We start from the raw sequence: 25416 nt of genomic DNA, 5'->3' as shown, positions 1-25416 counted from the left end.
CCGTCGTAAAGCTTTGCAATCCGTTGCATGACCGGCCTTCTCATGCTATTATTCTCCGAACGCGAACAAACTAGAATTGGCTGAAATACTCTTCCAATCCTTCGCGAATGCCGACGGCCGCTTTTTGGCGGAACGCTTTCGTTTTGAGCAGCGCCTCTTCATTCGGATTGGAGATGAAGGCGAGCTCAACGAGAATGCTCGGCAGCTCGTTTTTCCGGTTGACGTAAAAGTCTTGCGTTTTATGGCCGCGGTCATATGTTCCGAGCTGTTGGACAAGATGTTTTTGCACGATGGCGGCCAACTGCTCGCTTTTTGGCCCATTGAAGTTGCTCGATACGTTGTAGTACGTTGTCGTTCCGCGAGATGTCCGCGAGTACGAGTCGGCGTGAATGCTGATAAAGGCGTCGTAGTCGGAACTGTTGGCGATCCATGTCCGTTCCGACAGCTCCAAAAAGATGTCGGTGCTTCGCGTCAATTTCACGATCGCTCCGGCCCGCTCCAATTCTTCTTTTAGCAATAAGGCGGTGTCGAGAGTAATATCTTTTTCCCGCGTGCCGCCAGGGCCGATCGCCCCGGTGTCGTGCGCCCCGTGCCCTGCGTCAATGATGATTTTTTTGCCCTTGAGTCCGGTCTCGAGAATTTTCAGCGCCAATCGGTCGCTGTAATGGCGAAGGGTGAACGTGTACCCCGGTTCAAAGGTGATGAGCAGGCTGCTGCCGTTCCACTCCACCGTTTGTATGCCTGGAATGTCGGTCGACGGGACTTCAGCGTAGGAAAACGAGCCGGTGATTTTCAGACGATTGCCCGGCAACAACGAATAGGAGACGCGGAAATTAGAAGTTTTTTTCCACGTCAAATAGGCATCTTCGTTGATGGTCGAAAACGTCGGTTCAACGAGACTATTTAAGGCGACGGTAGATGTGCTCGATTCCTCCACCCATCCGCGGACGCCATTGGATGTTTCGACATTCAGCCATCCATGATATTCGTAAAGGACAGCAAGCCGCTCATTCGCTGCCAGCGTCTTCAACGATTGATAGTTCGAAGAGGCGCCTCGGCGCAGCGGAGTGCCCGCCTGTTTGACGTATACGTAGGATGGGGCTTTTACCTCAAACGCCGGCATCCATCCCGTTTTCCCCGATGCAGAGGTGACTTGCACCCAGTCGAACGGAGATGCTTCTGTCGTCTTCAAAACCGTGACCGTTCGGTTTTTCGCAATCCGCTCGATGACGGCGGCGCTCAACGAAGGTTCGGCAAACAGCGCCGCATTAGCAGTTGTCACCTGCTTTTGCTTCCCCTGGCTGGCTGGTGGGGAAAGGTAGGATTTGGTTACGACCGTCTCGTGCACCCAGCCGAGCGTTTTTCCATTGAGGGACACTTTGTACCAAAGCGCTCCCGACGCATCTTTGGCGCTTGACAGGCTGTTCAGTTTGGTTCCTTTTTTCAGTTGGGTGACGACTTTTGCTTTTAAAGATGGAGCTTGCCGCACATTGGCGACCGACACGCTGACCGTCAGCGGCTGGCCTGAGATGCTGGACGCATCCGAGACACCGCTTGGAACCGAAATGGTTGATGACATCGTCAACACTTTTTCCGACACCCATCCCCGGACATGTCCGAGATCAACGCGGTACCAAAGTTCCTGGCCATTTGTGACGAACAAATCGATCACTTTGACAGATTGACCGCGTGACACTGTGGCGACGGCGCGGTAATGGACGCTCGCCCCGCGGCGAACCGGGGAGGACTGCACAACGTTCATGAATGTCGGCAAAAGTGTCGGAAGCTGTTTGGGTATGTAGATCTGTTCCGTTTTCACCCATCCTTTGACTCCCGCCCACTCCACACGCACATACTGTTCCCCGAGCGAATTGGTGAACTCGGCAATGATGGAGACGACATCGCCGTTAGACAGTGTTTTTACGACCGGATAGTAAGGGGATGCCCCCTTGCGCATCGCGATGTCGTTGGCGGCGATTACCGCACGCTTTCCGACGAGCATGGAAGGCGGTTGGTTGGAAAAGCTGTCCGCACGCGTCCAGCCGGTGACGCCTCCGTACTCGATGCGGTACCACGTTTCACCATAGGAATTTTGAAACTCGTCTATGACGTTCACTTGTTGGCCAGCGGGAATCGAACCAACGGCCCGATATGAATCGGTTGCCCCTCTTCTCAGCAACGAGTCTTGCTTGGCGAACATCACGTTAGGGAAGGCGGAAGAGACATGCGCTTCAGAAAAGTCGTCTGCCCGCGCCCAGCCCGTGATGCCCTTGTATTCGATGCGATACCACGTTTCGCCAGCAGCATTTTGGAACTTGTCGATGACTTTTACTTGTTGGCCAGCGGAAATGGATTCGACGATTTGATAGGAATCCGTCGCTCCTCTCCTCAGCAAAGCGTTATGCTCAGCGACCATGAGTGTCGGTGAGGATGAGGAAGGACTTCCATCGGCGGCCAAGGCGGCTGACGGCCATAGCGGGCAAGTCGCCAACAAGACGGAAAGAAGCGTTTTTTTCAAGGATTCGATCCCCCCTTTTTCTCAAGTTTGCGTTTTCTATACTATCATAGCGAATTTTGCCGTTTTATCCAACCCGAATTCAGTCCTATTATGAGAAAAAAATGAAAAGTTTTGTTGAAAAAGAGAGAAAAAAGCAGAGGACATGAAAGGTTGTGTTCTTTCATCATCATTGCGGCATGATATACGCTGTAAATGGAAAAAGGCGCCCCATTGCGTTTGGGAGCACCTTCTTTGTGATCGTTAATTTTGGCTTTGTGTGGATGGTGAATCGCTGCGCGTGAGGGAGGCGTTGGACGTCTCGAGCGCTTGCCGCAGCGTTTCATTGATTGAGCTGACCGATTGCTCGTCCGGGATGTAGTAGTACACGCCGTTGATCGTTTCGTCGTATCCTTTCAAATGCAAATTTTCTACATCCGCGTTTTTCATTTTTTGATAGACGTAGATGAATGACAACAACTCGGACGGAGGGATGTTCGTCCGCACGTGATCCCCTAAATCGGCGATGACGTCATCCAGCTTCGGCAACGAGGTGATGGACGTGCTTTTGTCAATAATGGCGCGAATGACTTGCTTTTGCCGCTCGTTTCGGCCAAAATCGCCGCGGGGGTCCGATTTTCTCATGCGCACATAGGCAAGCGCTTCATTGCCATTCAACTCTTGTTTGCCTTTATGGAACGTATGCCATTTGAGCGAACCTGTCAGCTGAGCTTTGAATGTAAACGGAACATCCACCGTGACGCCGCCTAGGGAATCGACAATTTTTTCGAACCCTTCAAAATCCGTCGTCACGTAATAGTCGATCGGAACATCGATCAGCTCATTGACGGCTGCAATCGTCGATTGAATGCCTCCATGACTGTAGGAGTGGGTGATTTTGTCTTTCCTCCCTTCGCTCGGAATGTAAACGCGCGTATCGCGGGGAATGCTCAACAAATACACTTTGTTCGTCTTCGGATTGACGGTCAACAACATGACGACATCAGACCGCCCCTCCTCGTCGTGGTACTGGTTTTCCACTCCAACCAACAGCACGGTAAACGGATCTTTGCGCATTTCAATATTTCTTGCAGGCTTGCTTGATGGATCAAGCTCTTGGTAAATTTTGTTTGTTGCCTGTTTCGTCTCGGAGTAAATATTGTAGCCAAAGGCGCTGACACCCCCGAGCAAAAGAAGAAACACGAGCAAAAAGAATCGGCGGAGCCGCTTTTTTTTCTTTCGCTTTTTCACCGTTTTTCTTGTATGATTCATCGTTTAACCCTTCTTTCCTTTACGGTGTCATTTTAGGAAGACGGAAGCAACCGCTCGGCATACTCCATCACTCCCGCCTGAATGTTCGCCCTTCCGTTTGTCAGTTCGGTCATCCACTCGCCGAACGAAGACTGGCCGTCCTCGGGAACGAGAACGTCAAACGTGACGCGGTCGGCATATTGGATATTTTTAATAGTATATACGGAAGAGCGCAGCTCATTTTCCACTTTCCCAAGCCATGGATAGTCGATCGTGACATGCATGACGCGCATGAGCCGACGCTCGACGATGCCGGCGGCGTTCAGCCCCTCGGAGACGGCGCGGCTGTAAGCGCGAACCAACCCGCCCGCGCCGAGCTTGATGCCGCCAAAGTAGCGGGTGACAACGGCGACGGTGTCTTTCAATCCTTTTTTCTTCAGCACCTCAAGCATCGGCACCCCTGCGGTGCCGCTCGGCTCGCCGTCATCGTTCGCTTTTTGGATTTGGTCATGCTCGCCGATCAAATAGGCGGAGCAGTTGTGGGTGGCGTCCCAATGCTTCTTCTTGATCTGTTGAATAAAGGCGACGGCCTCTTCCTCGGTTTCGGCGCGATTGATATAGCAGATGAACCGTGATTTTTCGATCACGATCTCGCGTTCGCCGTATCCTTTGACCGTGTAATATGTTTGCAACAAAGCAAAACACCTCAACATACAAAAAACGCGAAAACGGTTTAATTTTGTTCATTTTTTTGCATGAATGGCTAGCGCTCTACTCTAATTATGGTAAACTGAAAATAAAAGAGCAATAGATAGGGCATGCTTTTATTATTATAAATCGACAACTTTTTTCCTTCAAACAAATTTTGCTGGCGCCCATGCGCACCGCTTGGCAGCGCTGTTGGAGGTTGGCAAATGGCTGAGGCAAAACAGTGGGACGTGAAGCAGTTGGATCGGATTGTCGAAAAAATGATCGACACCGTTCAACACAGCAAAGACGAAATTTTCCGCATCGGGGAGCAGTCGCGTCAAGAGCACGACCATTTGCTTCGCGAACTCGAGGAGGTGAAGCGGCTGACCGTGCAGGCGATCGAAGAAGCGGATCAGCTGGAAATGAAGGCGCGTCAGGCGCGCCGCCGCCTGTCGGAAGTGAGCCAAAACTTTTCCACCCACTCGGAGCAAGATATTCGCGAGGCGTATGAGCAGGCGCATGAGCTGCATATGAAGCTGACGATGGTGCGCGAGCGGGAGAAACAGCTGCGGCTGCGCCGCGACGAGCTCGAGCGGAGATTGGCGAGCCTTGCGCAAATTATCGAACGCGCCGATTATTTAGTTGGACAAATTACGGTCGTGCTCCACTACTTAAACAGCGATTTCCGCCAGGTCGGCGAGCTTATTGAAGGAGCGAAGCAAAAGCAGGAATTTGGGCTGAAGATCATCGAAGCCCAGGAAGAAGAGCGGCGGCGGCTGTCGCGGGAAATCCATGACGGCCCGGCACAGCTGCTCGCTCACGTCCTTCTTCGGTCTGATTTGGTCGAAAAGGTGATCAAAGAGCGAGGGACAGAGGCGGCGATCGCCGAAATTCGCGATTTTCGCAAAATGGTGCGTTCGGCTTTGTCCGAAGTGCGCCGCATCATTTACGATTTGCGGCCGATGGCGCTTGATGATTTAGGATTGGTTCCGACGCTAAAAAAATATTTGCAAACGACCGAAGAATATAACAAGGGAGTCCACATTTCCTTTGTACATATCGGCGAAGAAATTCGGCTGCCGTCGCGGATGGAGGCGGCCGTGTTTCGGCTTGTCCAAGAATCGGTGCAAAACGCCTTGAAGCATGCCGAAGCGCGCCATATCGACGTCAAAATGGAAGTGACGTGCGACCATCTGCTTGTCAGTGTCAAAGACGATGGCAAAGGATTTGATCCATCGGTCAAAAAAGAAAATGCGTTCGGCTTGATTGGAATGCGGGAGCGGGTGGAGCTGCTCGGCGGCACGCTCGACATCCGCTCAAAGATTGGCAGCGGAACGACCGTGTTCATTCGCGTTCCGCTCGACCGTTCGACTGACAAAACGAACAAGGAGGAAAGGAAACGATGAAAACACGCATCGCGATTATCGACGATCACCAGCTGTTTCGCGAGGGCATCAAGCGCATTTTGGAATTTGAGGGCGATTTTGAAGTCGTGGCGGAAGGAAGCGACGGAAGCGAAGCGCTTTCGATCGTCGAAACATACCGCCCCGATTTGGTGCTGATGGACATTAACATGCCGGACATCAACGGCGTTGAGGCGACGAAACAGCTGATTGAAGCTTACCCTGATACGAAAGTCGTCGTGCTGTCGATTCATGACGATGAAAACTATGTCATGCGCGCCTTGCAGACGGGAGCGGCCGGGTATTTGTTGAAGGAGATGGATGCCGATACGCTCATTGAGGCGGTGAGAATCGTCGCGGAAGGCGGTTCGTACTTGCATCCGAAAGTGACGCACAACTTGATTCGCGAATACCGCCGCTTGACGACAGAAAAAGGCGGCGCAGTGGTTAAGCAGGAGGTGCGCCGCCCGCTTCATTTGCTGACGCGGCGCGAGTGCGAAGTGCTGCAGCTGTTGGCTGACGGCAAAAGCAACCGCGCCATCGGCGAAGCGCTTTACATTAGCGAAAAAACGGTGAAAAACCACGTCAGCAGCATCTTGCAAAAATTAAGCGTCAACGACCGGACGCAGGCGGTCGTTGTGGCGATCAAAAACGGCTGGGTGGAAGTGCGCTAATGGCAATGCCCCCTCCGTTTTCGCCTATTGTCGGCGGATTGGACGGGCGTCTGGCGGCTGGTGTTGAGGGGATCGAGGCAGCGATGCTTTGTTGTTGGTGTGTCCGTGGTGAGGACAAGCTGTCTTGTGGTTGGCGGCAAGCGGCTTTGTTTAGGTCCTTGCGGTGCGCTATCCCCCATTTGGATTCGTAGTGGTGGGCGGTTTGTCTTTTTGGTATAATGGAAGAAAATTTGAAATCAGGAAGGAATGGCGTTCGTGAAAACGGCAATTGTCACCGACAGCACGGCCTACTTGCCGAAAGAGGTGCGCGAGAGGCTGGGCATTCGCTTGATTCCGCTCAGCGTCATTTTCGGGAATGAGACGTACCGCGAAGAGATGGATATGACGGCCGATGAATTTTTTGCCAAAATCAAGCAGCATCCGACGTTGCCGACGACGTCCCAACCGTCGGTCGGTGAGTTCATTGACTTGTTCACCGCCATTCGCGAGGAAGGATACGAGGCGGTCGTCAGCATCCACCTCTCAAGCGGCATCAGCGGCACGTACCAAGGGGCGGTCACGGCAGGGACGATGGTGGACGGATTGCGTGTTTACGCATACGACTCGGAAATCAGCTGCATGGCACAAGGGTTTTATGCGATCGAAGCGGCGGAAATGGCGCAGGCGGGGAGGTCCCCTGAGGATATCATCGCTCGCTTGGATGAAATGAAACAAACGCTGCGCGCCTACTTTATGGTCGACGACTTGGCCCATCTGCAGCGGGGCGGACGGCTGACCGGGGCGCAGGCGTTCATCGGCGGCCTCTTGCAAATCAAGCCGCTTCTTCGCTTTGAAAACAAAGTGATCGTGCCGTTTGAAAAAATTCGCACGCGCAAAAAAGCGATCCACCGCATCGAAGAGCTGTTCGCCGAAGATGCGGAAAAGGGTGTGCCGCTCAAAGCCGCCATCATCCACGCCAACCAGCCGGATGAAGCGGGCCGCTGGCGCGATGAGCTGTCCGCCCGCTATCCGCACGTCGAATTTTCGATCAGCTATTTTGGCCCAGTCATCGCCACGCATGTCGGCGAAGGCGCGCTCGGGTTGACGTGGTATCAGCCTTAAGCCGAGGCCGCAAAGCGCCGTCTCGAGGCGCTACAGCCAAGCGCAAGGCGGAACGGTGCGCTCCGCCTTGCGCGGCGGCGAATTTGTTGTACAGTAGTTTTCTCTCCGCTTTATGAAACGGACGGAGATGTGGGGCTGGCCGAACTTGTCGAACCGTTTTCCTTTCCTGAAAAATTTGTCGCTATTTCCCTGGGAATGTTGTCGAAACACGTTATCGATCGACTCCATGACTCTCCTGTGAATCTTTGCTGGCGTCAGGTTTCGCCGCATCCATTTCTTTCGAAGGCCGATATGTCGTGAAAAAGACGGTCAAACCACATCCTTATTCCATTTGGAAAGGCCTTTTCATCTCCACTTTCTTTTCTGATCGAATGCTGCCGTTTTGTGCATGGCGTCCATTTTTTATCACCTTTCTAACTTTTTACGAAAACGAACACCGTCGATCGCTCTTCCTGTACCTTTATGCGCTTCAAGTCTCTCAACTTGGGGAGAGGGTGTTTTCCATGGCGTTTTTGCCGCGTCACCCGCTCTTTTTGGCTCCCGACTAGGAGACATGCTTTTCCTGAATGACAAAAGGAGTGATGCTCATTGTACATTCCCCCATCAGCCGCTGCTTCGCCGCTCGTCGCTTGGCTGAACGGCCAGCGCCTACCCCGAGAGCAGCTGCCGTTTCCCGATGGAGAAGTCGCTGCCGCCATCCAGACTGGTTCGCTATGCGAACAGCCCGGCCTCATCAAAACATCAAGCGGCTGGCGCTGTATGCGCTGCGGGAATGAAGACGCGCGTCTTTTTGCATCGTTTCCATGCGCCCGCTGTGGATCGGATTGCGCGTATTGCCGCAAGTGTCTCGTGATGGGGCGCATCAGCTCCTGCACTCACCTTGTGCACGTGACGATGCCGCTTCCGTCCGAGCGGCACGAGGCGCCGCTTGTTTGGGATGGGACGCTGTCCGCCGCTCAGGAGGATGCCGCTATGGCTGTCAAACAGGCCGTGCTCGATCGAAGCGAACTGCTCGTTTGGGCCGTATGCGGGGCAGGGAAAACCGAGATTTTGTTTCCCGCCATCGCCGCCGCGCTCGAGAAGGGCTGGCGCGTTGGCCTCGCCACGCCACGGACCGATGTCGTCCGCGAGCTTGCTCCCCGCTTTCGCCAAGCGTTCCCGCGCGTTCCGCTCGCTGTTTGGCACGGGGGAAGCGAAGAGCGCGGGCGGATCGCTTCCTTGGTCCTCTCAACCACCCACCAGTTGCTGCGGGCTTACCGCGTCTTTGACGTTATGATCGTGGATGAAGTCGATGCCTTTCCATATTCTGTTGAGCCGATGCTTGAATACGCCGTTCGTGAAGCGCGAAAAGAACAGTCGAGCCTCATTTATTTAACCGCCACCCCGTCCCGCGCTTGGCAGCTTGACATCACAAGAGGTAAACGGAAAGCTGTCGTCATCCCCGCCCGCTACCACGGCCGTCCGCTTCCCGTCCCCGTGTTCGAATGGTGCGGCAATTGGCGCAAACGGTTAGAGCGCGGCCGCTTGCCCGAAAACGTCCTTGCGTGGGTTCTCCATCGTTTGGCGCAGGGAAAACAAGCGTTTTTGTTCGTTCCCCATATCGATGAGCTTGAAGCTGTCACCCGCCTCTTGCAGCGCGTCGATCCCCGCATCGTCGGCGTTCATGCCGAAGCCCCAGACAGAGCCGAGCACGTTCAGGCATTTCGCGATGGGCGCGTGCCGCTGCTCGTCACCACGACGATCCTTGAACGGGGCGTGACGGTGCCGAACATCGATGTCGCCGTCCTTGGCGCGGAAGACCGCATTTTCACCGAAAGCGCTCTCGTGCAAATCGCCGGCCGCGTGGGCCGCCACGCCGCGTTTCCCGATGGCGATGTCCGCTTTTTCCATCACGGGAAAACGAACGAGATGGTGCGGGCGCGCCGCCATATCCTCCGCATGAACGAAGAAGCGAAGAAAAGGGGGCTGCTGCGCCCATGAACTGTCTCCTTTGCCATTCTCCGTACAACCCGATCGCGAGCTGGCGCCAGCTTCTTTTCCTCGAAGACCTTGACGTCCTTTGCCCGCGTTGCCGCGGGTCGTTCAAACTCATTGACGGCCGCCTTTGCGAGATGTGCGGCCGCCCGCTTGAGGAAGCCAAGCCATCGCTGTGCGCCGACTGTCTAAGGTGGCAGGAAGATGAACAATGGGGGAGGGCGCTCGTGAAAAACCGATCTGTGTATATATACAACGACTGGATGAAAGACGTCGTCGCCTTATGGAAATTCCGCGGCGACTATGCCATCATCGAGGCGTTCCGCCGTCCGTTTTCCCAAGCGTTTCGCCGCCATTTCGGCCGCGATTGGCACATCGTCCCGATCCCGCTGAGCCCCGAACGGCTGTATGAGCGCGGCTTCAACCAAGCGGAAGCGCTCGCCCGCTTGCTTCCATCCCCGTATTTCCCTTGGCTGGCCCGCCGGCATTCCGAGAAGCAGTCGAAAAAATCGCGCCGCGAACGGCTGAAGACCGACAACCCGTTTTTCCTCGTTGACCGCCCGCCGCTTGCAGGGAAACGAATCGTTCTCATCGATGACATTTACACGACGGGCATCACCATCCGCCACGCGGCCCTTGTGTTGCTTGAAGCGGGGGCGGCCGAGGTGTGGGCGTTGACGTTGGTGCGGGCGTGAAGGGTGTAAACATTCATGGTGGATGTGCCGATATAAACAGTAGCAATCGAATCGAGCGGAAGGTGAACGGGGATGGAAATTCGCAACGTTTTTACTAGACAATCGATAACGTCGCCAAATCAAACCCTGATGGTGCAAAAGGGCGAAACATACGATGCCGTCATCAAAGAAAGCCGAGACGGCGAGGCAGTCGTCGTGATCAAGGGGACCGACGTGCGGGTGCGAACGGAAGGAGAATGGCCGCAGGAAGGGCGTGCAACGATCCAAATCGTCGGTGAACAAGAAGGAGTTCCTGTGGCGCGAATCGTTCCCCGTCCGCCACAAGAGACGGACAAACAAGCGGTTCATTTTTCTGCTTCTGAACCGTTATTGCCTGAGCTGAGACAGGTCGGAGATTGGCTGCAAAAACATGGACAATCGCTCACAAAAGAGATCGTTTCCACCTTGCGGACGTTTTTCACCGAAGCCCCAGGCACCGTAGAGCAAAAACTCGATACCGTCCGCGCGGTCATCAATAAGCATTTAGAACTGACGAACGTTCATCTTGCGGCCGTCCATGAGGCGCTGCATGGGAAGCCGCTCGGAGAGAGGCTCGTAGATATGGTAGAGGAGCTTAAGGTGAATGAACAAAAGAAATTCCGCGTTTCCATGGAAGGAAAATTGGACGACAGTGCGTCAACTTCTATGTCCCGTGTTGGTTCTCCACAAGAATTCGTTCAACAATTGCTGCAACGATTAACAGCTCTTTTGTCCGAACCGCATCAAAAGGCAAATGGCACAGAGATGATGCAAGCGATCAATTTATTGCGCGACAAGGTTCTTCATGCCATCGAGCAACTGAAAAAAGAGCCGCATCTTGAACAAGTGCTTGACTTGATTCAAAAGGAGATTGGAGAAGGAGTTCAGATTCATCCTGCCTGGAGGCAGGCGTTCAACGAAGCATTGACAGAAGCGCGCCAGTTTATGGAAAACGGAAGAGAGCTTGCTGCCAGGAAAGCGTTGTTCGATATGTTGAGTGACATGGAACAAACCCTTTCTTCGGGATCATCGGACCATGTTCCGCTTAATGGAACATGGATGCAAGCGAGTGTGGCGATGCAAACGAAAGACTTTCTCGTGCAAACGGTCACAGCCAAAATGGCACAGGCGTCCCGTGACTTTCAGATTGTGAAGCGCAATGTGATGCACCATTTGGAGACGGTGCTGCACTGGGCGGAACAAAGAGGACAAGCCGCCCGCTTGCAGGCAAAACAGTACTTGGAAAGCGCAATTAAGCAGTTGGACAACGTCATTTTAAAAAGTGATTTGATGCTGTTTACGGACATGGCGACGGAAAAGCAGCTGATGAAGGCGAGCTCCCAGCTGGCTGAAGCGAAAAAGCGGCTTCACCAAGGGGATGAACGCGGGGCGCGGAAGATTGTGAATGAAGTGAAAGACGTTCTGGCGAATATGGTGTTGAAACCGTCCGAAACAAAAGTCAAGCATTTTGTAGCTGGATTGGGCGAACCGCAGGCAGATTTGTCAAAAGCATTTCTCCGGCAAATGAACGAAGCGGTGCAGCCGTTCGTTGACGGACCGTCGGCGCGTCAATTGTTTGAAGCGCTCCGCCGATTTGGCTTCATGCACGATTATGAGGCGGCTGAATCGCTCGTGCAAAAAGGCGCTGACGGGGAAGGAACACCGCAGAATATGAAGGCGACGCTTCTGCAGCTTGCACAAAGTGGAAATGAGCCCATCGCCCGGCAAGCGGAACAAGCGTTAACGAATCTGACTGGTCAGCAACTGCTAAACCGATGGGACGCTGGAGTGGGCATGCAAAGCCTGTTCTTCTCCTTGCCGTTGCGATGGCAAAATGAAGTGCGGAACGTCAACGTCTATGTCAACGCCCGCCAAGATGGCGAGCGAATCGATTGGGAAAACTGTCAGCTGTATTTCTTGCTGGAGACGAAAAAACTGGGAGACCTCGGCATTTTGCTTCAAGCCAATGAGCGAAGCTTGTCCATCACCCTTCGCAACGACCGCGATGACTTTGCCCAAAAAGCCGCGCCGTTCATCGATATGGCGAAAAAGCGATTGGAGGAGATCGGCTACCACGTCAAAATGGTCAACATCACAAAGCTGACGAATGAAACGAAGCGGCAGGAAGAAGAAAAACGGGTGCCATCCGTTCGCCTGTACGGACCGTTTACGGAAAGAGGGTACGATTTCACGATATGATGGCGCAATATTTCAATCAAAAAAAACGAAAGCAAATGACTGGTCCGACGGCGGCCGTCATCCGGTATGACGAATCGTCGGGCCAGTCGCCCATGGTTGTCGCCCAAGGAAGCGGGCATGTGGCGCAGAAAATCATTGAACTGGCGAAACAGCATCACATCCCGATTCAAGAGGACCCATTGCTCGTGCAAAACTTGCTTCAGCTTGATCTTGGCGACCGCATTCCGCCGCAGCTGTACGCGGTCATTGCCGAAATTTTGATTTTGATTGAAGAAATTGAAAAAAATGATTAAACATTGTCAACTCATCGCCGATATAAAAGGCAGAGGGCAAATGGGGGTGCACGGCGTTGGACTTTTTAACTGAGGAATGGATTTACCAAAAAAACTCGCAACAGCTGACGGCATTGTTATATGAAGGATTGATGGAATGTTTGGAAGAGGCCATCGCGGCCCTTGAACAAAAAGACTATTGGAAAGCGAACAAACAGCTGCAAAAAGGAAACGACATCCTTCGCCGGCTCGGCGCCGGATTGCGCTATGACGCGGGCATTATCGCCCATCAGTTGGATGCGCTCTACAACTATATGGCTGAGCGCCTCATCGAGGCGAATATGAAAAAAGACGTCAAGATCGTTCGGGAAGTGCTGCAATTAACCACCACAATCGCCACCGCGTGGAACGAGGCGCTGAAAAGCGGCGCCTCCCCCGCGCAAACGGCGCTCAAGCAAAAAACAGCAGCGTACGAGCAATTCATTGCATACGAGAAATCATAAGCAAAGGAGCGGATGTTTGTGCGAATCAATCATAATATTCAGGCGCTCAACGCCTACCGCAACTTGGCGGCCAACCAATCGAACATTTCGAAAAACTTGGAGCGCCTCTCCTCTGGTTTGCGCATCAATCGGGCGGCTGACGACGCGGCGGGGCTTGCCATCTCGGAAAAAATGCGCTCGCAAATTCGCGGCTTGCAAATGGCGGAACGGAACGCGCTCGATGCGATTTCGCTCATCCAAACGGCGGAAGGGGCGTTAAACGAAGTCCACAGCATCCTGCAGCGGATGCGCGAGCTGGCTGTGCAGGCGGCGAATGGGACGAACCAAGATACGGATCGCGAAGCGCTTGACAGTGAATTCCAACAATTGAAGGATGAAATTGATCGGATCGGAACGGATACACAATTTAACACTATGAATATTTTAGCCAGCGGCCAAAATATTACGATCCAGCTGGGGCCGAATAATGGGCAGTCGTTGACAATATCGTGGGAAAAGCAAAAAAAAGACTCTCTTGGGGAAGACAAGAAAGACATTAGCTCATTGGATATCAAGCAGGTAGCGAATGCCCAAGCTGCTATTGCAAAATTAGATGAAGCGATTATATCAGTGTCGAAAACGCGATCGAAAATGGGCGCTTACCAAAACCGCCTCGAGCATACCATTAACAACTTAACAACCGCGAACGAAAACTTGACCGCCGCCGAATCCCGCATCCGCGATACGGATATGGCGATGGAGATGGCCGAATTTACGAAAAACAATATCTTGACGCAGGCGGCGCAGGCGATGCTCGCGCAATCGAACCAGCTGCCGCAAGGGATTTTGCAGCTGTTGAAAAGCTAATCGGACCGCATCGGGCGGGGCATAAACGCCTCGCCCTTTTGCTATGGTTGTGCGATAATGGGGGTAGCGAGAGGTGATGACGATGGAAGTGCAAAAAGTGACGCGCACAGGGCTGACAAATGTGAGCCGCAAAGACGATGCTCCGATGGAATCGGTGTCGTTCACCGAAGTCATGGCGAAAACGCGCCGCGACGTCGTATGGGAGCGGATCAACGAACAAGTCCGCCAAATTGAGGAGCAAGGGAAAAAGCTTGCCGAGTCGCGGACGGTGGAGGATTTGCGCAAATATAAACAGCTCGTCAAGTCGTTTTTGGACGACGCGGTGAAAAACGGCCTGCAGCTGGAAGAACAGCGCGGCTTCAGCCGCGGCGGGCGGGCGCGCATTTATAAACTCGTGAAGGAAGTTGATCAAAAGCTCGTTGAACTGACGAACGAAGTGCTGCAAAAAGAACAGCGTGGACTTGAGATTTTGCGGCTCGTCGGCGAGATTCAAGGGCTGATCATCAATATTTACACATGACGGAATCGTTTAAGAGTACAAGATCGATTCCGCAATGTTGCGTTGGTCATCAATATTGACATATTATCGATCTGCTTGCGGCTGTGGAAGATGGTCAACGGCGCCGAATGCAGGGATGCGTCACTGACAGGAGGGTGGTGTTCGCGACGAGTTGGTGACCACCAGGCGGGCGCCATTATTCAAACCTAATAAGTTTTTATACGGCGGCTTCATAGGCAATGATCGGGAGGGATCCACGATGGCGGAACTATCCAATTGTTCGAAGTGCGGGCGGTTGTTTGTCAAATTATCGACCCGTGACGTATGCGAGTCGTGCTATCAAGAAGAAGAGCGGCAATTTGAACGCGTTTATGCCTTTTTGCGCAGACGGGAAAACCGCACGGCGACGATGGCGCAAGTCGTTGAGGCGACAGGGGTGGAGGAGAAGCTGATCATCAAATGGATTCGCGCGGGGCGGCTGCAGCTCGTCCATTTTCCAAATCTCGGCTACCCTTGCGACTCGTGCGGAGCGATGATCCGTGAAGGGCGGCTGTGCGCCAAGTGCCTTGGCCAGCTGCAAGCCGGCTTGCGTCGGGCGGAGGGGGAAAAGAAAAAAGAAGATCGTCCCCGCCATGCCACTTATTACACCCAAGACTATCAAGAACGCTAAACATTTCCGTCAACGTTCCGATATAAACAATAGCCAAATGCAAACAAGCGCCGGTCAAGCGAGGTGAATGTGATGAAAATCCGCCATATTGGACCGATGGGCGTCAACCCGTACCAGCGTCAGCTCGCCAAAACGGAGCGGCTGGCGGCGGAGAAGGCGCCTAGAGATCAAGTGGAAATTTCGAAAGAAGCGAAAGAGCTGCAAGAAGCGGCAAGCTGGGAACAGGCGCGGCAGGCGAAACTTGAAGAGCTGCGCCAACAAATTGAAAACGGCGCATACCAAGTCGACCCGCGGGCGGTCGCCAAGCGGATGATCGAGTATTACCGAAACCATCGATAAAGGAAGCGGATCGTGATGACGTTTGCGGCACTCATCCATCTTTTGCGGGCGCACAGTGAGCTTTATGAAAGCTTGCTGGCGCTTTCGCGGCGGAAGACGGAAGCGTTGAAGAAAAACGACATCGAGGCGCTGTCGGCTTTGCTTGCCGATGAACAGAAGCATATTTTGGCCATCCGCCAACTCGAAGAACGGCGGCGGCATTGGCTGAAGGAGGCGCTCGGCAATGAGGCGGCGACCATTTCTCAATGCGTCCACCTGGCGACAGGCAAGGAGCGCGAGGAGCTAAGAGAATGCCAAGCGCGGCTTCAGACGGCTGTCGCCGCGGTGGCGGAAGCGAATGAGCTGAACCGCCAGCTCATCGAACAGTCGCTCCAGTTTGTCACCGCGATGATCGAGACGTTCGCCCCGACGCTGTCCACCTACAGCCGCACGCAACAATATGCCCCTTCGCCCGAGCGCCCGCTGTTTGAATCGAAAGCGTAAGGAGGAAGAACGATGCTCTCGACATTCCACGGTCTCGAAGCCGCCCGGCGCGGCATGATGGCCCAACAAGCCGCCTTGTACACGACAAGCCATAACATTGCCAACGCCAATACGGAAGGGTATACACGGCAGCGCGTTCAACTGCAGCCGACGCCGCCGTTCCCGACGCCCGGCCTCAACCGCCCGAACATCCCAGGGCAAATGGGGACAGGGGTGGAAGCGTCGTCGGTCGAACGGGTGCGCGAATATTTCCTCGACATCCAATACCGCGGCGAAAACAGCAAGCTCGGGTACTGGGAAGCGCGCGCGGATGCGGTGTCGAAGATGGAAGACATTATGAACGAGCCGTCCGACAGCGGACTGGCGAAAACGATGGACCAGTTTTGGCAGGCGCTTCAAGATTTGAGCACCCACCCGGAGAACGAAGGAGCGCGCTCCGTCGTCCGCCAGCGCGGGTTGGCGGTCGTCGAAACGTTCCATTACTTGTCCAATTCCTTGGCGCAAATCCGCACGGACATCGGCACGCAAATCGGCACGACGGTGACGGAGATCAATTCCCTTCTCAACCAAATCAGCGCATTGAATGAACGGATCGCCGAAATCGAACCGAACGGCTATTTGCCGAACGACTTGTACGACGAGCGGGATCGGTTGGTCGACCAGCTGTCGCAATATATGGAGATCGGTGTGGAAAAGCATCCAACTGGCGGAAACGCCTTGCCCATGGCGGAAGGAACGTACGATGTTTACGTGATGAACGGGAGCGCGAAAGTGTATCTCGTACAAGGCCGCAACGCCGCATCGGTTTCGTTCCCCGACGGCAGCGACGTCGACGGCGACGGGGTGAAGGAGATGCCTCCCGCTTCAGGTGTCAATGCGCTCAATATAGGTATAACAGCCGTTTCCTTTTCCTCTCTTCCGAACGGCAAATTGCGCGGGCTGATCGAAGGATACGGCTATCAAACAGGAACCGACGCCAGCGGCCAGCCGATCGTCAAAGGGCTGTACCCAGATATGCTGTCGAACTTGGACAAACTCGCCTATACGTTCGGCACGGTATTTAACGCCGTACACCAACAAGGCTACGGCCTGAACGGAAGCACGAAGCGCCCGTTTTTTGACGGGATCGGCGCGGTGAGCGGCGCGGCGAAAACGATCAAACTCGCGGCCGACATCGACGATTTGGCGAACATCGCGGCGTCAACGAAAAGCGGGGAAACAGGGAACGGCAACAACGCCATCAACCTCGCCAACGTCCGCAGCCTGCTTCTGTCCAATGCGACCGTTTCGCTGCAAGACGGCATCTCCGTCAACTTGGCGTCCCTTAATTTGCCGCTTTCCTCAGGCACGGTTGAAACGAACTACCAAGGCTGGATCGGCCAGCTTGGCGTCGACGGTGAGCAGGCGAACCGGATGAAAACGAACAGCGAAACGCTGCGCCAGTCGGTGGAGGAAAAACGGCAGTCGGTCAGCTCCGTGTCGCTGGATGAAGAGATGATGAACATGGTCAAATTCCAGCACGCCTACAACGCCGCGGCAAGGCAAATCACGGTGATTGACGAAATGCTCGATAAACTCATCAACGGCATGGGCGTCGTCGGAAGGTAGGTGAACGGTGATGCGCATTACGCAAAGCATGTTGGCGAACAATACGCTTAAGCAGATTACACGAAGCTACGCCAATTTGGACAAATATCAAACCCAGCTTTCGACGGGGAAAAAAATCACCCGCCCGTCGGACGATCCTGTTGTGGCGATGAAAGGAATCGCCTACCGTTCGAATTTAGCCGAAGTCGAGCAGTTCAAACGCAATTTCTCTGAAGCGTACAACTGGGTGGAAAACTCTGATTCAGCGCTTGACAAGGCGACGCAGGCGCTGCAGCGCATCCGCGAGCTCGTCGTGCAGGCGAGCAACGATACATACGAAGAGACGCAGCGCCAGTCGATCGCCAAAGAAGTGCGGCAACTGACCGAACATTTGGTCACGATCGCCAATACGAAAGTCGGCGACAAATACATTTTCAACGGCGCGAAAACGACGGAGCCACCTGTTACGGTGAACCCGGACGGCACGATTTCCGTGTCGACGAACAGCCAACAGCTGAACATTGAGCTAGCGAAAGGCATTTACATTCCGGTCAACATTCCGCCAAGCACAGCGTTCGGGGCGGGCAGCGGATTGTTTTCCGACTTGCAAAACTTGGCCGCTTCCCTCGAAAATCCGAGTACGACCGGTAATGATTTAACGGGCTATTTAGACAAACTCGACAGCCATTTGACGAATTTGCTCGGCGTCCGCGCCGAACTCGGGGCGCGCATGAACCGGATCGAGCTGATGGAAGACCGCATCGACAGCCAACAAGTGATCGCGGAAAAAATGTTGTCGGACAACGAAGACGTTGATCTTGAAAAAGTCATCACCGACTTGAAAACGCAAGAAAGCGTCCACCGCGCCGCCTTGGCAGTCGGCGCGCGCGTTATCCAGCCGACGCTGGTTGACTTTTTGCGCTAAGCTAGCTTTTTTCGCCGAAAGGAGGAAGAAGATGCGCATTCCGCAGCTCAAGATGGAAGCGACGTACGCCAAGCTGGCGATCTCAAGAGAACGGGCGCGGCTTGACATCACCCAGCCGCCCGCCGAGATGACGATCGAACAGCCGCCTGCCGAAATGAGCGTTGCTTCCATCCCCGCGCGCTTGACGATCGACCAGACCGAGGCGTGGGCGGCGGTGAACAACAGGCACGTGTTCCAATTGATCGAAGACGAGGCCGCTGACGGGCGGCAAGCGGTGCTCGATTTCATCGAGCGCGCTGCGGTCCAAGGCGATGAACTGATGCGCATCGAACATGGGGGGGATCCTCTCGTTGAACAGGCGGAGGCCAACAGTGAAGGCCCCCCGCTTGAGTTCAACATCGCCCTCGTTCCGCCGCCGTTTGGCGTCAAGGTCGACTATGAACCAGGACGGCTGGCGATCGACTGGAACACCCACGCGCCGCGCATCGATGTGAAACCGCATGCGCCGATCATCCGATACCAGCAAGGAGCGGTCAAGATCGCCCTCGCCCAGCGCCCGTCGCTTCACATTGACGTCGTCATTTGAGAAAACAGGAGGAGCAACGCATGAACATCGACACGAAATACCACGGAACAGTGGCGGTGAAGGAAGAAGACATCGTCCACTTTCCCCACGGCCTGCCCGGATTCGCGGACGAGAAGCGGTTCGTCCTTCTTCCGCTCGCCGACACGCCGTTTGTCATCTTGCAGTCGGTCGAGACCCCTGCGCTCGGGTTTGTCTTGATCGAACCGTTTTCGTACTTTCCAACATACGAATTTGAACTGGATGAAGCGACGGTCGAACAACTTGACATCAAAAGCGAACGCGACGTCGCGGTGTACGTGATCCTCACCGTCGCCGACCCGTTTCACGAGACGACGGCGAACTTGCAGGCGCCCGTTGTCATCAACGCCCGCAAGCGGTTCGGCAAACAAGTGATCTTAACGAATACACCGTACAAAACGAAACATCGCCTCTTCCCGGAAAAAGTGGCGACGTAAAGGAGGCGGCCCGATGCTTGTCCTAACGCGCAAAATCAAAGAAGCCATCCAAATCGGCGATGACATCGAAATCACCGTCCTCGCCATCCAAGGCGACCAAGTGAAACTCGGCATCAACGCGCCAAAACAGATCGACATCCACCGCAAAGAAGTGTATCTTGCCATCCAAGCGGAAAACAACGCCGCCTCCCAAGCGTCCGAAGCCTCGCTCGCCGCACTGACCGCCAAGCTGAAACAATGGAAACAACCATAACATCGAAGCGCCCACGCGGCGCTTTTTTCGCCCCGTCGACAAAAAATTTTCATTTCCCTATTAAACTTCCAAAAAACGCGCCGATATAAAAAGTGAGCGCGGCTTGCGGCGAAAGGCGGCCGACTTTCGCCCCAGCCCCGTCATTCCACAAGGACGTGGAAAACATCATTTCAAGGAGGAAGAGAACATGAGAATCAACCACAACATCGCGGCGTTGAATACGTATCGGCAGTTGACGACCAATACGACCAACGCCTCGAAATCCATTGAAAAACTTTCGTCTGGCCTCCGCATCAACCGTGCAGGCGACGATGCAGCAGGTCTTGCGATCTCGGAAAAAATGCGCGGCCAAATTCGCGGGTTGGAGCAAGCGAGCCGCAACGCCCAAGACGGCATCTCGCTCATTCAAACGGCGGAAGGTGCGTTGAATGAAGTGCACTCCATCCTTCAACGGATGCGCGAGCTGGCGACGCAGGCGGCCAACAGCACGAATACGCAAGCAGACCGCGAGCAGCTGCAAAAAGAGTTCAACCAACTGACGTCCGAAATCAACCGGATCGGCAATACGACGGAATTCAACACGCAAAAATTGCTGAACGGCAATGTCAGCGGCGCGAGCCCGATTAAACTGCAAATTGGGGCGAACACCAATCAGTCGTTTGAAATTAAAATTTTCGATATGCGCGCCCAAGCGCTTGGGTTGGCGGGGACAACGGCCGGTAGCAAAGCTAGTGGCTTAGGTGCTGCTACTACTTCAAACGGTACGAGCGTATCGAATGAGCTTAAGGTAGGTATTTCTAACGCTACATTTACAAGTGGTACAACGAACCAATTGACAGACGTTAGCAACGCCAGCACGCCTGAATATGCTTTAAATATCATGTCTTTCAGCGGCGCAACGGCAGCGATTTCGAAAATCGACATCGCGATCAACACCGTTTCGACGGAGCGCGCCCGCCTTGGATCTTACCAAAATCGCTTAGAGCATACGATCAACAACTTGGATACGTCGGCGGAAAACTTGACGGCGGCGGAATCGCGCATCCGCGACGTCGATATGGCGAAGGAAATGATGGAATTTACGAAACAAAACATTCTCACCCAAGCGGCCCAATCGATGTTGGCGCAAGCGAACCAACAGCCGCAAAGCGTGCTTCAGCTTCTGCGCTAATCGAAACATCCAACAAGGCCTCTTCTCGGTCGATCGAGAGGAGGCCTTGCTTCATGTTTGGAAGCTCTTCCTTCATTGACATGAGATGGTGTGAATAGGAGAGTGAATACATAAGGTTTCTCCATTTGAAAAACAGGTTGGTAAAGCGACATGTTCCTTTACATGACTGTCCTTTTAGGGAACCAATTGGAATCATTTTCTTTTATGATTCGCTTCACATTGACAAAGATCATCCGATAATAATGGTAGAAGGTGTCGAATCATGGCTGACAAATTTCGTGTAGGAGAGTGCAAGATATGCAGCTCAACATTTTCGGACAAACATTTGAATATCGCAATGATCGATCGGAGCTTGAAGAGATGTGGCAAAACATCTTCTCCATGCTTGCCGAGGAGGATCGGCAATTGAGCCATCTCGTCGTCGATGGCGTCGAAGTTTACGATGAGATGGAGGCTTATATCGAAGAGCGAATCGATTCCATCCGCACGATTGATGTCGTGGCGGTGACGATGCAAGAATACATACGCGATGTGTTCCAGACGATGCATTCGTATTTGACACGTGCCTTGCCAGAGATTGAGCGTATCATCGATGAATTTTATCAAACCCCTTCCGAACATACATGGATTCGATTTGAGCAAATGCTTGAAGGAATCCAATGGATCGACCAAGCTCTTTATTGGCTCGCCGAACATCCGAAACATCCGTTTGATCGTCAAGCGTTCGCCCACATCCGGGAGACGCTGGCGGAACAATTGCGGCAATTGCTTGAGGCTGTAGAAGCAGGGGATGCAATTTTGATCGCCGACTTGATCCAATATGAAGTCAAGCCGTTATGGAAGGGCATTATGGAGCACGTAAAAGTCCATGTCGTGAACTAAACGCAGACAGCAAAGGCAGTGAACCGAGTTGAGCATCTACAAAGGGAAAAAAATCTTAATTATTGGCGGCACGGGAACGATCGGGCAACATCTCACCAAAGCGCTCTTGCAGCATGACCCGAGCGTCATTCGCATTTTTAGCCGCGATGAGCATAAACAGTTTGAACTGGCGCAACAATTCAAACAACATTCCCAAGTGCTTCGCTTCTTAATCGGAGATGTCCGCGACGAAGCGCGGGTGCTGCGGGCGATGGAGGATATTGACTACGTCTTTCATCTCGCTGCCATGAAGCATGTGCCCGCTTGTGAATACAATCCGTTTGAAGCGGTGAAAACGAACATTATCGGCACGCAAAATGTCATTCAAGCCGCTTTGAGCGCCGGAGTGAAAAAGGTGTTATTCACCAGCACGGACAAGGCCATTTCGCCCACGAACACGTACGGCGCCACAAAGCTGGCGGCGGAACGGTTGATCGCGGCGACCGAATATCAAAAAGGGCCGAAGCAAACGATTTTCTCCGCGGTGCGGTTCGGCAATGTCATGGGTTCGCGCGGTTCGGTCATTCCGTTGTTTAAAAAACAAATTTTAGAGGATCGGGAAGTGACCGTCACCCATATGGACATGCTTCGTTACATGATGACGCCGTCGCAAGCCATTTCTCTCATCTTAAAAGCCAACGAACTGGCCGTGGGCGGAGAAGTGTTCGTGCTGAAAATGCCGGTGGTGGCGCTGAAAGATTTAGTTGAGGTGATGATTGAGGAAGTCTCAAAAAAATACCACATTACCCAAACGATTAAAATCAAAGAAATTGGCTTGCGTCCAGGGGAAAAAATGTACGAAGAGCTGATGACAGAAGACGAAGCGCATGCGGCATGGGAGACGGAAGACATGTATGTGATCGGGCCTCCCTTTGGCTGGAAGCCGCATGCCTATCCGAAAGAATGGAACATCCGTCCGTGTCAAAATCCGTTTCAAGGCGAGATGATTGATAAAGAAACATTGCGCCGTTGGATTTTGGCAGAAGGCTTAATATAGGGGAAACCCGTGAGTGATTAGGAGATGAGCATCATGTTGTTGACAGAGAATGAACAATTTTTGCAAAACCGCTACCCATCCATTTGGCAGCTATGGAAGCAAATTGAGCATGAATCGATTTGGAAACAATATGAAATCATCCCGTCCCATGCTGGTCTGCCGACGATTCAAGTTCATGTGGATGGACGCCCTCTGTATTTGCACAGCAAATACAATCCCGAGCAAGAAGCCGAGCGCCTCGCCCAACAGCTCAAGGACCAAGTGGAGCAATGCGACCATTTGTTCTTTTACGGCATCGGGCTCGGCTATCATGTCGAAAAACTGTTATCCATGTTTCCTGATAAGTCGTTCACCATTTATGAACCGAATCCGTGGGTCTTTTTCCGCTTTCTGTCGTGCAAACGGGTGACCGAATGGCCGCTTCAGCGGCTTCGCTATCTTTATGTGGAAACGGACGAGGCTTCGCGCAGGCAGTTTTTTGCCGAGTTTGCCAACGCGCTTGAGACGAATGTGGGGCTTGTGGCGCTGCCGAGTTATGAGCGCATTTTCGTGGATCAATATCGACAATTTGTCCGACAGTTTCGAGATATTCTCCAGTCGAAGCGCATCAACTTGGCGACCGAATTTGCCTTTGGCAAGCGCTGGACATTGAACAGCTTGATGAACTTGCCGACAACGTGGAGGTCGCCAAGCATTTTCAGCCGAAAAGAACATTTTCGTTCCAAACCGGTTTTGCTTGTGGCCGCTGGGCCGTCGCTGCAAGAGGAATATGACAATCTTCGCTATATAAAGGAAAAAGGGCTGGCCTATATATTTGCCGTCGGATCAGCGAATCGAGCGTTAGTGGCGAACGGCATCCTTCCCGACGCTGTTTGCACATATGATCCACAAGCTCATAATTTCGCTGTGTTTTGGGACATGATTGATAAAGGAATTGACGTCCACGTGCCGATGATTTACGGGACGAGCGTCGGATACGAAACGATTCAAAAATACAAGGGGCCAAAGTTTTACGCCGTCACCTCCCAAGACACGGTAACGCCATACTATTTGGACAGCCTTGACCACAGCGAAGTGATCGACGATGCGTTCTCCATCGCCATCATTACATTGCAAATCTTGGCGAAGCTGGAGGCGAATCCGGTCATTCTTGTCGGGCAAAATTTCGCCTTTCGCGACAATTACTATTATGCGAAAGAAATCAAACGGGGAGAAAAGCAGACCGCTGAAGTGCTCGAACATGAGCGGCGCGGCCTCATGCAAGTGAAGGACGTATACGGCCGCCTTGTCACGACGAATGAATCGCTCAACCAAATGCGGCTGTTGATGGAGCACTATATCCAGAAGTATGCTCAGATCGAAGTCATCAACACAACAAAAGGCGGTGCGGATATTGCTGGTGCCCCATTTCTTCCGCTGGAGGCCGTCATCCAAACCCGGTTGACGAAGAAAGTCGTGAATGAAAACTGGCATGCCGGCCAAGAACGCAACCCGACGCAAGGGATGGAAGACAAAATCGGGAACATGAAGCGTGCGATGACCGATTTCATCAAGAGATATCATGAGCTTGAAGCCATGTTTCATGAGTTGGAGCGAGCCGCTATTCGAAAAAAAGAAGACAAATTGCTCAAATTATTCGCCCGCTTCGATGAGCAGTTCCGCCGCTTCACCCAAAACGACTTTTTTGACGTATACGTCCGGCCTGTCGTTCGTGTCTATACGGAAATGCTGCAAAAAGAAGCGCACAACATCCGCAAAGAGCAAGATCCCGTTGTGAAAGCGGGCAAGGTGGTTCGGGCGTTCCGCAGTTATTTGCATCTATGCCAGCAAGTCTATAACGAAATGGCGCCGTTGGTGCAAACCTATCTGCATCCCGCCCTGAAACAGAAGGACGATGGCTGGAAGAGACGCGAATGCACATCTAGTGAATTTCAATACATCGGCCAATGGCGGAAAAAGGAGATTAAAATTGAAAAACAATCGTCCGGAGAAGCGGATGTGATCAGCGCATATTACGAAACGAACGAACCGAATGCCACGATTAAGTTTACGTTTAAAGGGACGGCGCTTCGGGTGATTGGGGCGAGGCATGCGGATGGCTCAGACGAGATTCGGATTACGATTGATGGTCATATTGACAAGTTTTCAGTTAGAGAAAAAGACCTACCTCCTCCGTTCCTCCAAAAATTCCATCAAATGTTATTTGAAAAATACGATTTGAATGTTGGAGAACATTTGGTGGAAATTGTGTTGCAAGGAGATGGGGTGTTTTTCTTTCAAGGAATCGAATGTAAGGATTGTAGATGCTGAAAATAGTAAACGAGCATTTTGATGACATAGTTAGAGCAATCAACAGCCGATACCTCCTTACGCAATGCGGAGCTGTTTTTGATTGCATTATTTGAGCTGT

The 25416-nt window shown here is 53.0% G+C and carries 25 protein-coding genes; 22 read left to right on the top strand and 3 right to left on the bottom strand.

What is annotated here, in order from left to right:
• Positions 1 to 70 precede the first annotated feature (70 nt).
• The 3 genes from GYMC52_RS16390 to GYMC52_RS16380 all read right to left on the bottom strand — a co-directional run bounded on the left by GYMC52_RS16390 (position 71) and on the right by GYMC52_RS16380 (position 4440).
• Positions 71 to 2518: an SH3 domain-containing protein gene (locus tag GYMC52_RS16390; RefSeq protein ID WP_013524669.1), complete on the bottom strand. Its 2448-nt coding sequence runs from the start codon at positions 2516 to 2518 to the stop codon at positions 71 to 73.
• Positions 2519 to 2758: 240 nt separating this feature from the next.
• Positions 2759 to 3766, bottom strand: a complete 1008-nt coding sequence (locus tag GYMC52_RS16385; RefSeq protein WP_013524668.1) for an LCP family protein — start codon at positions 3764 to 3766, stop codon at positions 2759 to 2761.
• A gap of 32 nt (positions 3767 to 3798) precedes the next feature.
• Positions 3799 to 4440 (bottom strand): YigZ family protein, encoded by a 642-nt coding sequence (locus tag GYMC52_RS16380; protein WP_013524667.1) that lies wholly within the window; start codon positions 4438 to 4440, stop codon positions 3799 to 3801.
• Positions 4441 to 4659: 219 nt separating this feature from the next.
• On the opposite strand from GYMC52_RS16380, the gene GYMC52_RS16375 reads away from it, so the two are divergent.
• The 22 genes from GYMC52_RS16375 (at position 4660) to GYMC52_RS16270 (ending at position 25316) form a co-directional block, all read left to right on the top strand.
• A complete protein-coding gene (locus tag GYMC52_RS16375) occupies positions 4660 to 5841 on the top strand; it encodes a sensor histidine kinase (protein ID WP_013524666.1) in 1182 nt (393 codons plus the stop codon).
• Positions 5838 to 6512, top strand: coding sequence for a response regulator (locus GYMC52_RS16370; protein ID WP_013524665.1), 675 nt, complete (start codon positions 5838 to 5840; stop codon positions 6510 to 6512). Before GYMC52_RS16375 ends, GYMC52_RS16370 begins: the two co-directional genes overlap by 4 nt.
• 255 nt (positions 6513 to 6767) lie before the next feature.
• Positions 6768 to 7613 (top strand): DegV family protein, encoded by an 846-nt coding sequence (locus GYMC52_RS16365; RefSeq protein ID WP_013524664.1) that lies wholly within the window; start codon positions 6768 to 6770, stop codon positions 7611 to 7613.
• A 588-nt stretch (positions 7614 to 8201) separates the two neighbouring features.
• Positions 8202 to 9593 carry a DEAD/DEAH box helicase gene (locus GYMC52_RS16360; RefSeq protein WP_013524662.1) on the top strand — a complete coding sequence of 464 codons (1392 nt, stop codon included), beginning with the start codon at positions 8202 to 8204 and terminating at the stop codon, positions 9591 to 9593.
• A complete protein-coding gene (locus GYMC52_RS16355) occupies positions 9590 to 10282 on the top strand; it encodes a ComF family protein (protein WP_013524661.1) in 693 nt (230 codons plus the stop codon). Before GYMC52_RS16360 ends, GYMC52_RS16355 begins: the two co-directional genes overlap by 4 nt.
• 72 nt (positions 10283 to 10354) lie before the next feature.
• Positions 10355 to 12499 carry a hypothetical protein gene (locus tag GYMC52_RS16350; RefSeq protein ID WP_013524660.1) on the top strand — a complete coding sequence of 715 codons (2145 nt, stop codon included), beginning with the start codon at positions 10355 to 10357 and terminating at the stop codon, positions 12497 to 12499.
• On the top strand, positions 12496 to 12792 hold the full coding sequence (locus GYMC52_RS16345) for an EscU/YscU/HrcU family type III secretion system export apparatus switch protein (protein WP_013524659.1): 297 nt from the start codon (positions 12496 to 12498) through the stop codon (positions 12790 to 12792). Before GYMC52_RS16350 ends, GYMC52_RS16345 begins: the two co-directional genes overlap by 4 nt.
• A 56-nt stretch (positions 12793 to 12848) precedes the next feature.
• Positions 12849 to 13274, top strand: a complete 426-nt coding sequence (gene fliS, locus GYMC52_RS16340) for a flagellar export chaperone FliS (RefSeq protein ID WP_013524658.1) — start codon at positions 12849 to 12851, stop codon at positions 13272 to 13274.
• A gap of 18 nt (positions 13275 to 13292) precedes the next feature.
• Entirely contained in the window at positions 13293 to 14120 is an 828-nt protein-coding gene (locus GYMC52_RS16335) for a flagellin (protein WP_013146436.1), read from the top strand.
• 82 nt (positions 14121 to 14202) lie between these two features.
• Complete coding sequence (locus GYMC52_RS16330; protein ID WP_013524657.1) at positions 14203 to 14640, top strand: YaaR family protein; 438 nt, start codon at positions 14203 to 14205, stop codon at positions 14638 to 14640.
• 238 nt (positions 14641 to 14878) lie between these two features.
• The gene (locus GYMC52_RS16325) at positions 14879 to 15289 is read left to right on the top strand and encodes a TIGR03826 family flagellar region protein (protein WP_013524656.1); all 411 of its coding nucleotides are present in this window, start codon (positions 14879 to 14881) and stop codon (positions 15287 to 15289) included.
• A gap of 72 nt (positions 15290 to 15361) precedes the next feature.
• A complete protein-coding gene (flgM, locus tag GYMC52_RS16320) occupies positions 15362 to 15628 on the top strand; it encodes a flagellar biosynthesis anti-sigma factor FlgM (RefSeq protein WP_013524655.1) in 267 nt (88 codons plus the stop codon).
• A 15-nt stretch (positions 15629 to 15643) separates the two neighbouring features.
• The gene (locus GYMC52_RS16315) at positions 15644 to 16111 is read left to right on the top strand and encodes a flagellar protein FlgN (RefSeq protein ID WP_041469496.1); all 468 of its coding nucleotides are present in this window, start codon (positions 15644 to 15646) and stop codon (positions 16109 to 16111) included.
• Between the two features lie 12 nt (positions 16112 to 16123).
• A complete protein-coding gene (gene flgK, locus GYMC52_RS16310) occupies positions 16124 to 17719 on the top strand; it encodes a flagellar hook-associated protein FlgK (protein ID WP_013524653.1) in 1596 nt (531 codons plus the stop codon).
• A 10-nt stretch (positions 17720 to 17729) separates the two neighbouring features.
• Positions 17730 to 18623 (top strand): flagellar hook-associated protein FlgL, encoded by an 894-nt coding sequence (flgL, locus tag GYMC52_RS16305; RefSeq protein WP_013524652.1) that lies wholly within the window; start codon positions 17730 to 17732, stop codon positions 18621 to 18623.
• A gap of 31 nt (positions 18624 to 18654) precedes the next feature.
• Positions 18655 to 19209, top strand: a complete 555-nt coding sequence (locus GYMC52_RS16300) for a DUF6470 family protein (protein ID WP_013524651.1) — start codon at positions 18655 to 18657, stop codon at positions 19207 to 19209.
• A gap of 20 nt (positions 19210 to 19229) precedes the next feature.
• Positions 19230 to 19664 carry a flagellar assembly protein FliW gene (gene fliW / locus GYMC52_RS16295; protein ID WP_013524650.1) on the top strand — a complete coding sequence of 145 codons (435 nt, stop codon included), beginning with the start codon at positions 19230 to 19232 and terminating at the stop codon, positions 19662 to 19664.
• 13 nt (positions 19665 to 19677) lie between these two features.
• Entirely contained in the window at positions 19678 to 19917 is a 240-nt protein-coding gene (gene csrA / locus GYMC52_RS16290; RefSeq protein WP_013524649.1) for a carbon storage regulator CsrA, read from the top strand.
• A gap of 187 nt (positions 19918 to 20104) precedes the next feature.
• Positions 20105 to 21088, top strand: a complete 984-nt coding sequence (locus tag GYMC52_RS16285) for a flagellin (RefSeq protein ID WP_013524648.1) — start codon at positions 20105 to 20107, stop codon at positions 21086 to 21088.
• A 297-nt stretch (positions 21089 to 21385) separates the two neighbouring features.
• The gene (locus tag GYMC52_RS16280) at positions 21386 to 21970 is read left to right on the top strand and encodes a hypothetical protein (protein ID WP_013524646.1); all 585 of its coding nucleotides are present in this window, start codon (positions 21386 to 21388) and stop codon (positions 21968 to 21970) included.
• Between the two features lie 28 nt (positions 21971 to 21998).
• Positions 21999 to 23006, top strand: a complete 1008-nt coding sequence (locus GYMC52_RS16275; protein WP_013524645.1) for a UDP-N-acetylglucosamine 4,6-dehydratase family protein — start codon at positions 21999 to 22001, stop codon at positions 23004 to 23006.
• A 33-nt stretch (positions 23007 to 23039) separates the two neighbouring features.
• The gene (locus GYMC52_RS16270; RefSeq protein WP_013524644.1) at positions 23040 to 25316 is read left to right on the top strand and encodes a 6-hydroxymethylpterin diphosphokinase MptE-like protein; all 2277 of its coding nucleotides are present in this window, start codon (positions 23040 to 23042) and stop codon (positions 25314 to 25316) included.
• Positions 25317 to 25416 lie beyond the last annotated feature (100 nt).

The sequence above is a fragment of the Geobacillus sp. Y412MC52 genome (assembly GCF_000174795.2).
Lineage (GTDB): Bacteria > Bacillota > Bacilli > Bacillales > Anoxybacillaceae > Geobacillus > Geobacillus thermoleovorans.
Note: the sequence above shows the minus strand (reverse complement) of the source record. Positions and strands in the feature narration are given on the sequence as shown.

What these genes read in the sequence shown, in the direction of transcription:
- GYMC52_RS16385 (WP_013524668.1), bottom strand. Translation starts at nt 3,766, where the DNA reads ATGAATCATACAAGAAAAACGGTGAAAAAGCGAAAGAAAAAAAAGCGG.
- GYMC52_RS16375 (WP_013524666.1), top strand. Translation starts at nt 4,660, where the DNA reads ATGGCTGAGGCAAAACAGTGGGACGTGAAGCAGTTGGATCGGATTGTC.
- GYMC52_RS16370 (WP_013524665.1), top strand. Translation starts at nt 5,838, where the DNA reads ATGAAAACACGCATCGCGATTATCGACGATCACCAGCTGTTTCGCGAG.
- GYMC52_RS16355 (WP_013524661.1), top strand. Translation starts at nt 9,590, where the DNA reads ATGAACTGTCTCCTTTGCCATTCTCCGTACAACCCGATCGCGAGCTGG.
- GYMC52_RS16350 (WP_013524660.1), top strand. Translation starts at nt 10,355, where the DNA reads ATGGAAATTCGCAACGTTTTTACTAGACAATCGATAACGTCGCCAAAT.
- GYMC52_RS16345 (WP_013524659.1), top strand. Translation starts at nt 12,496, where the DNA reads ATGATGGCGCAATATTTCAATCAAAAAAAACGAAAGCAAATGACTGGT.
- GYMC52_RS16330 (WP_013524657.1), top strand. Translation starts at nt 14,203, where the DNA reads ATGGAAGTGCAAAAAGTGACGCGCACAGGGCTGACAAATGTGAGCCGC.
- GYMC52_RS16325 (WP_013524656.1), top strand. Translation starts at nt 14,879, where the DNA reads ATGGCGGAACTATCCAATTGTTCGAAGTGCGGGCGGTTGTTTGTCAAA.
- flgM (WP_013524655.1), top strand. Translation starts at nt 15,362, where the DNA reads ATGAAAATCCGCCATATTGGACCGATGGGCGTCAACCCGTACCAGCGT.
- GYMC52_RS16315 (WP_041469496.1), top strand. Translation starts at nt 15,644, where the DNA reads ATGACGTTTGCGGCACTCATCCATCTTTTGCGGGCGCACAGTGAGCTT.
- flgK (WP_013524653.1), top strand. Translation starts at nt 16,124, where the DNA reads ATGCTCTCGACATTCCACGGTCTCGAAGCCGCCCGGCGCGGCATGATG.
- flgL (WP_013524652.1), top strand. Translation starts at nt 17,730, where the DNA reads ATGCGCATTACGCAAAGCATGTTGGCGAACAATACGCTTAAGCAGATT.
- GYMC52_RS16300 (WP_013524651.1), top strand. Translation starts at nt 18,655, where the DNA reads ATGCGCATTCCGCAGCTCAAGATGGAAGCGACGTACGCCAAGCTGGCG.
- fliW (WP_013524650.1), top strand. Translation starts at nt 19,230, where the DNA reads ATGAACATCGACACGAAATACCACGGAACAGTGGCGGTGAAGGAAGAA.
- csrA (WP_013524649.1), top strand. Translation starts at nt 19,678, where the DNA reads ATGCTTGTCCTAACGCGCAAAATCAAAGAAGCCATCCAAATCGGCGAT.
- GYMC52_RS16285 (WP_013524648.1), top strand. Translation starts at nt 20,105, where the DNA reads ATGAGAATCAACCACAACATCGCGGCGTTGAATACGTATCGGCAGTTG.
- GYMC52_RS16280 (WP_013524646.1), top strand. Translation starts at nt 21,386, where the DNA reads ATGCAGCTCAACATTTTCGGACAAACATTTGAATATCGCAATGATCGA.
- GYMC52_RS16270 (WP_013524644.1), top strand. Translation starts at nt 23,040, where the DNA reads ATGTTGTTGACAGAGAATGAACAATTTTTGCAAAACCGCTACCCATCC.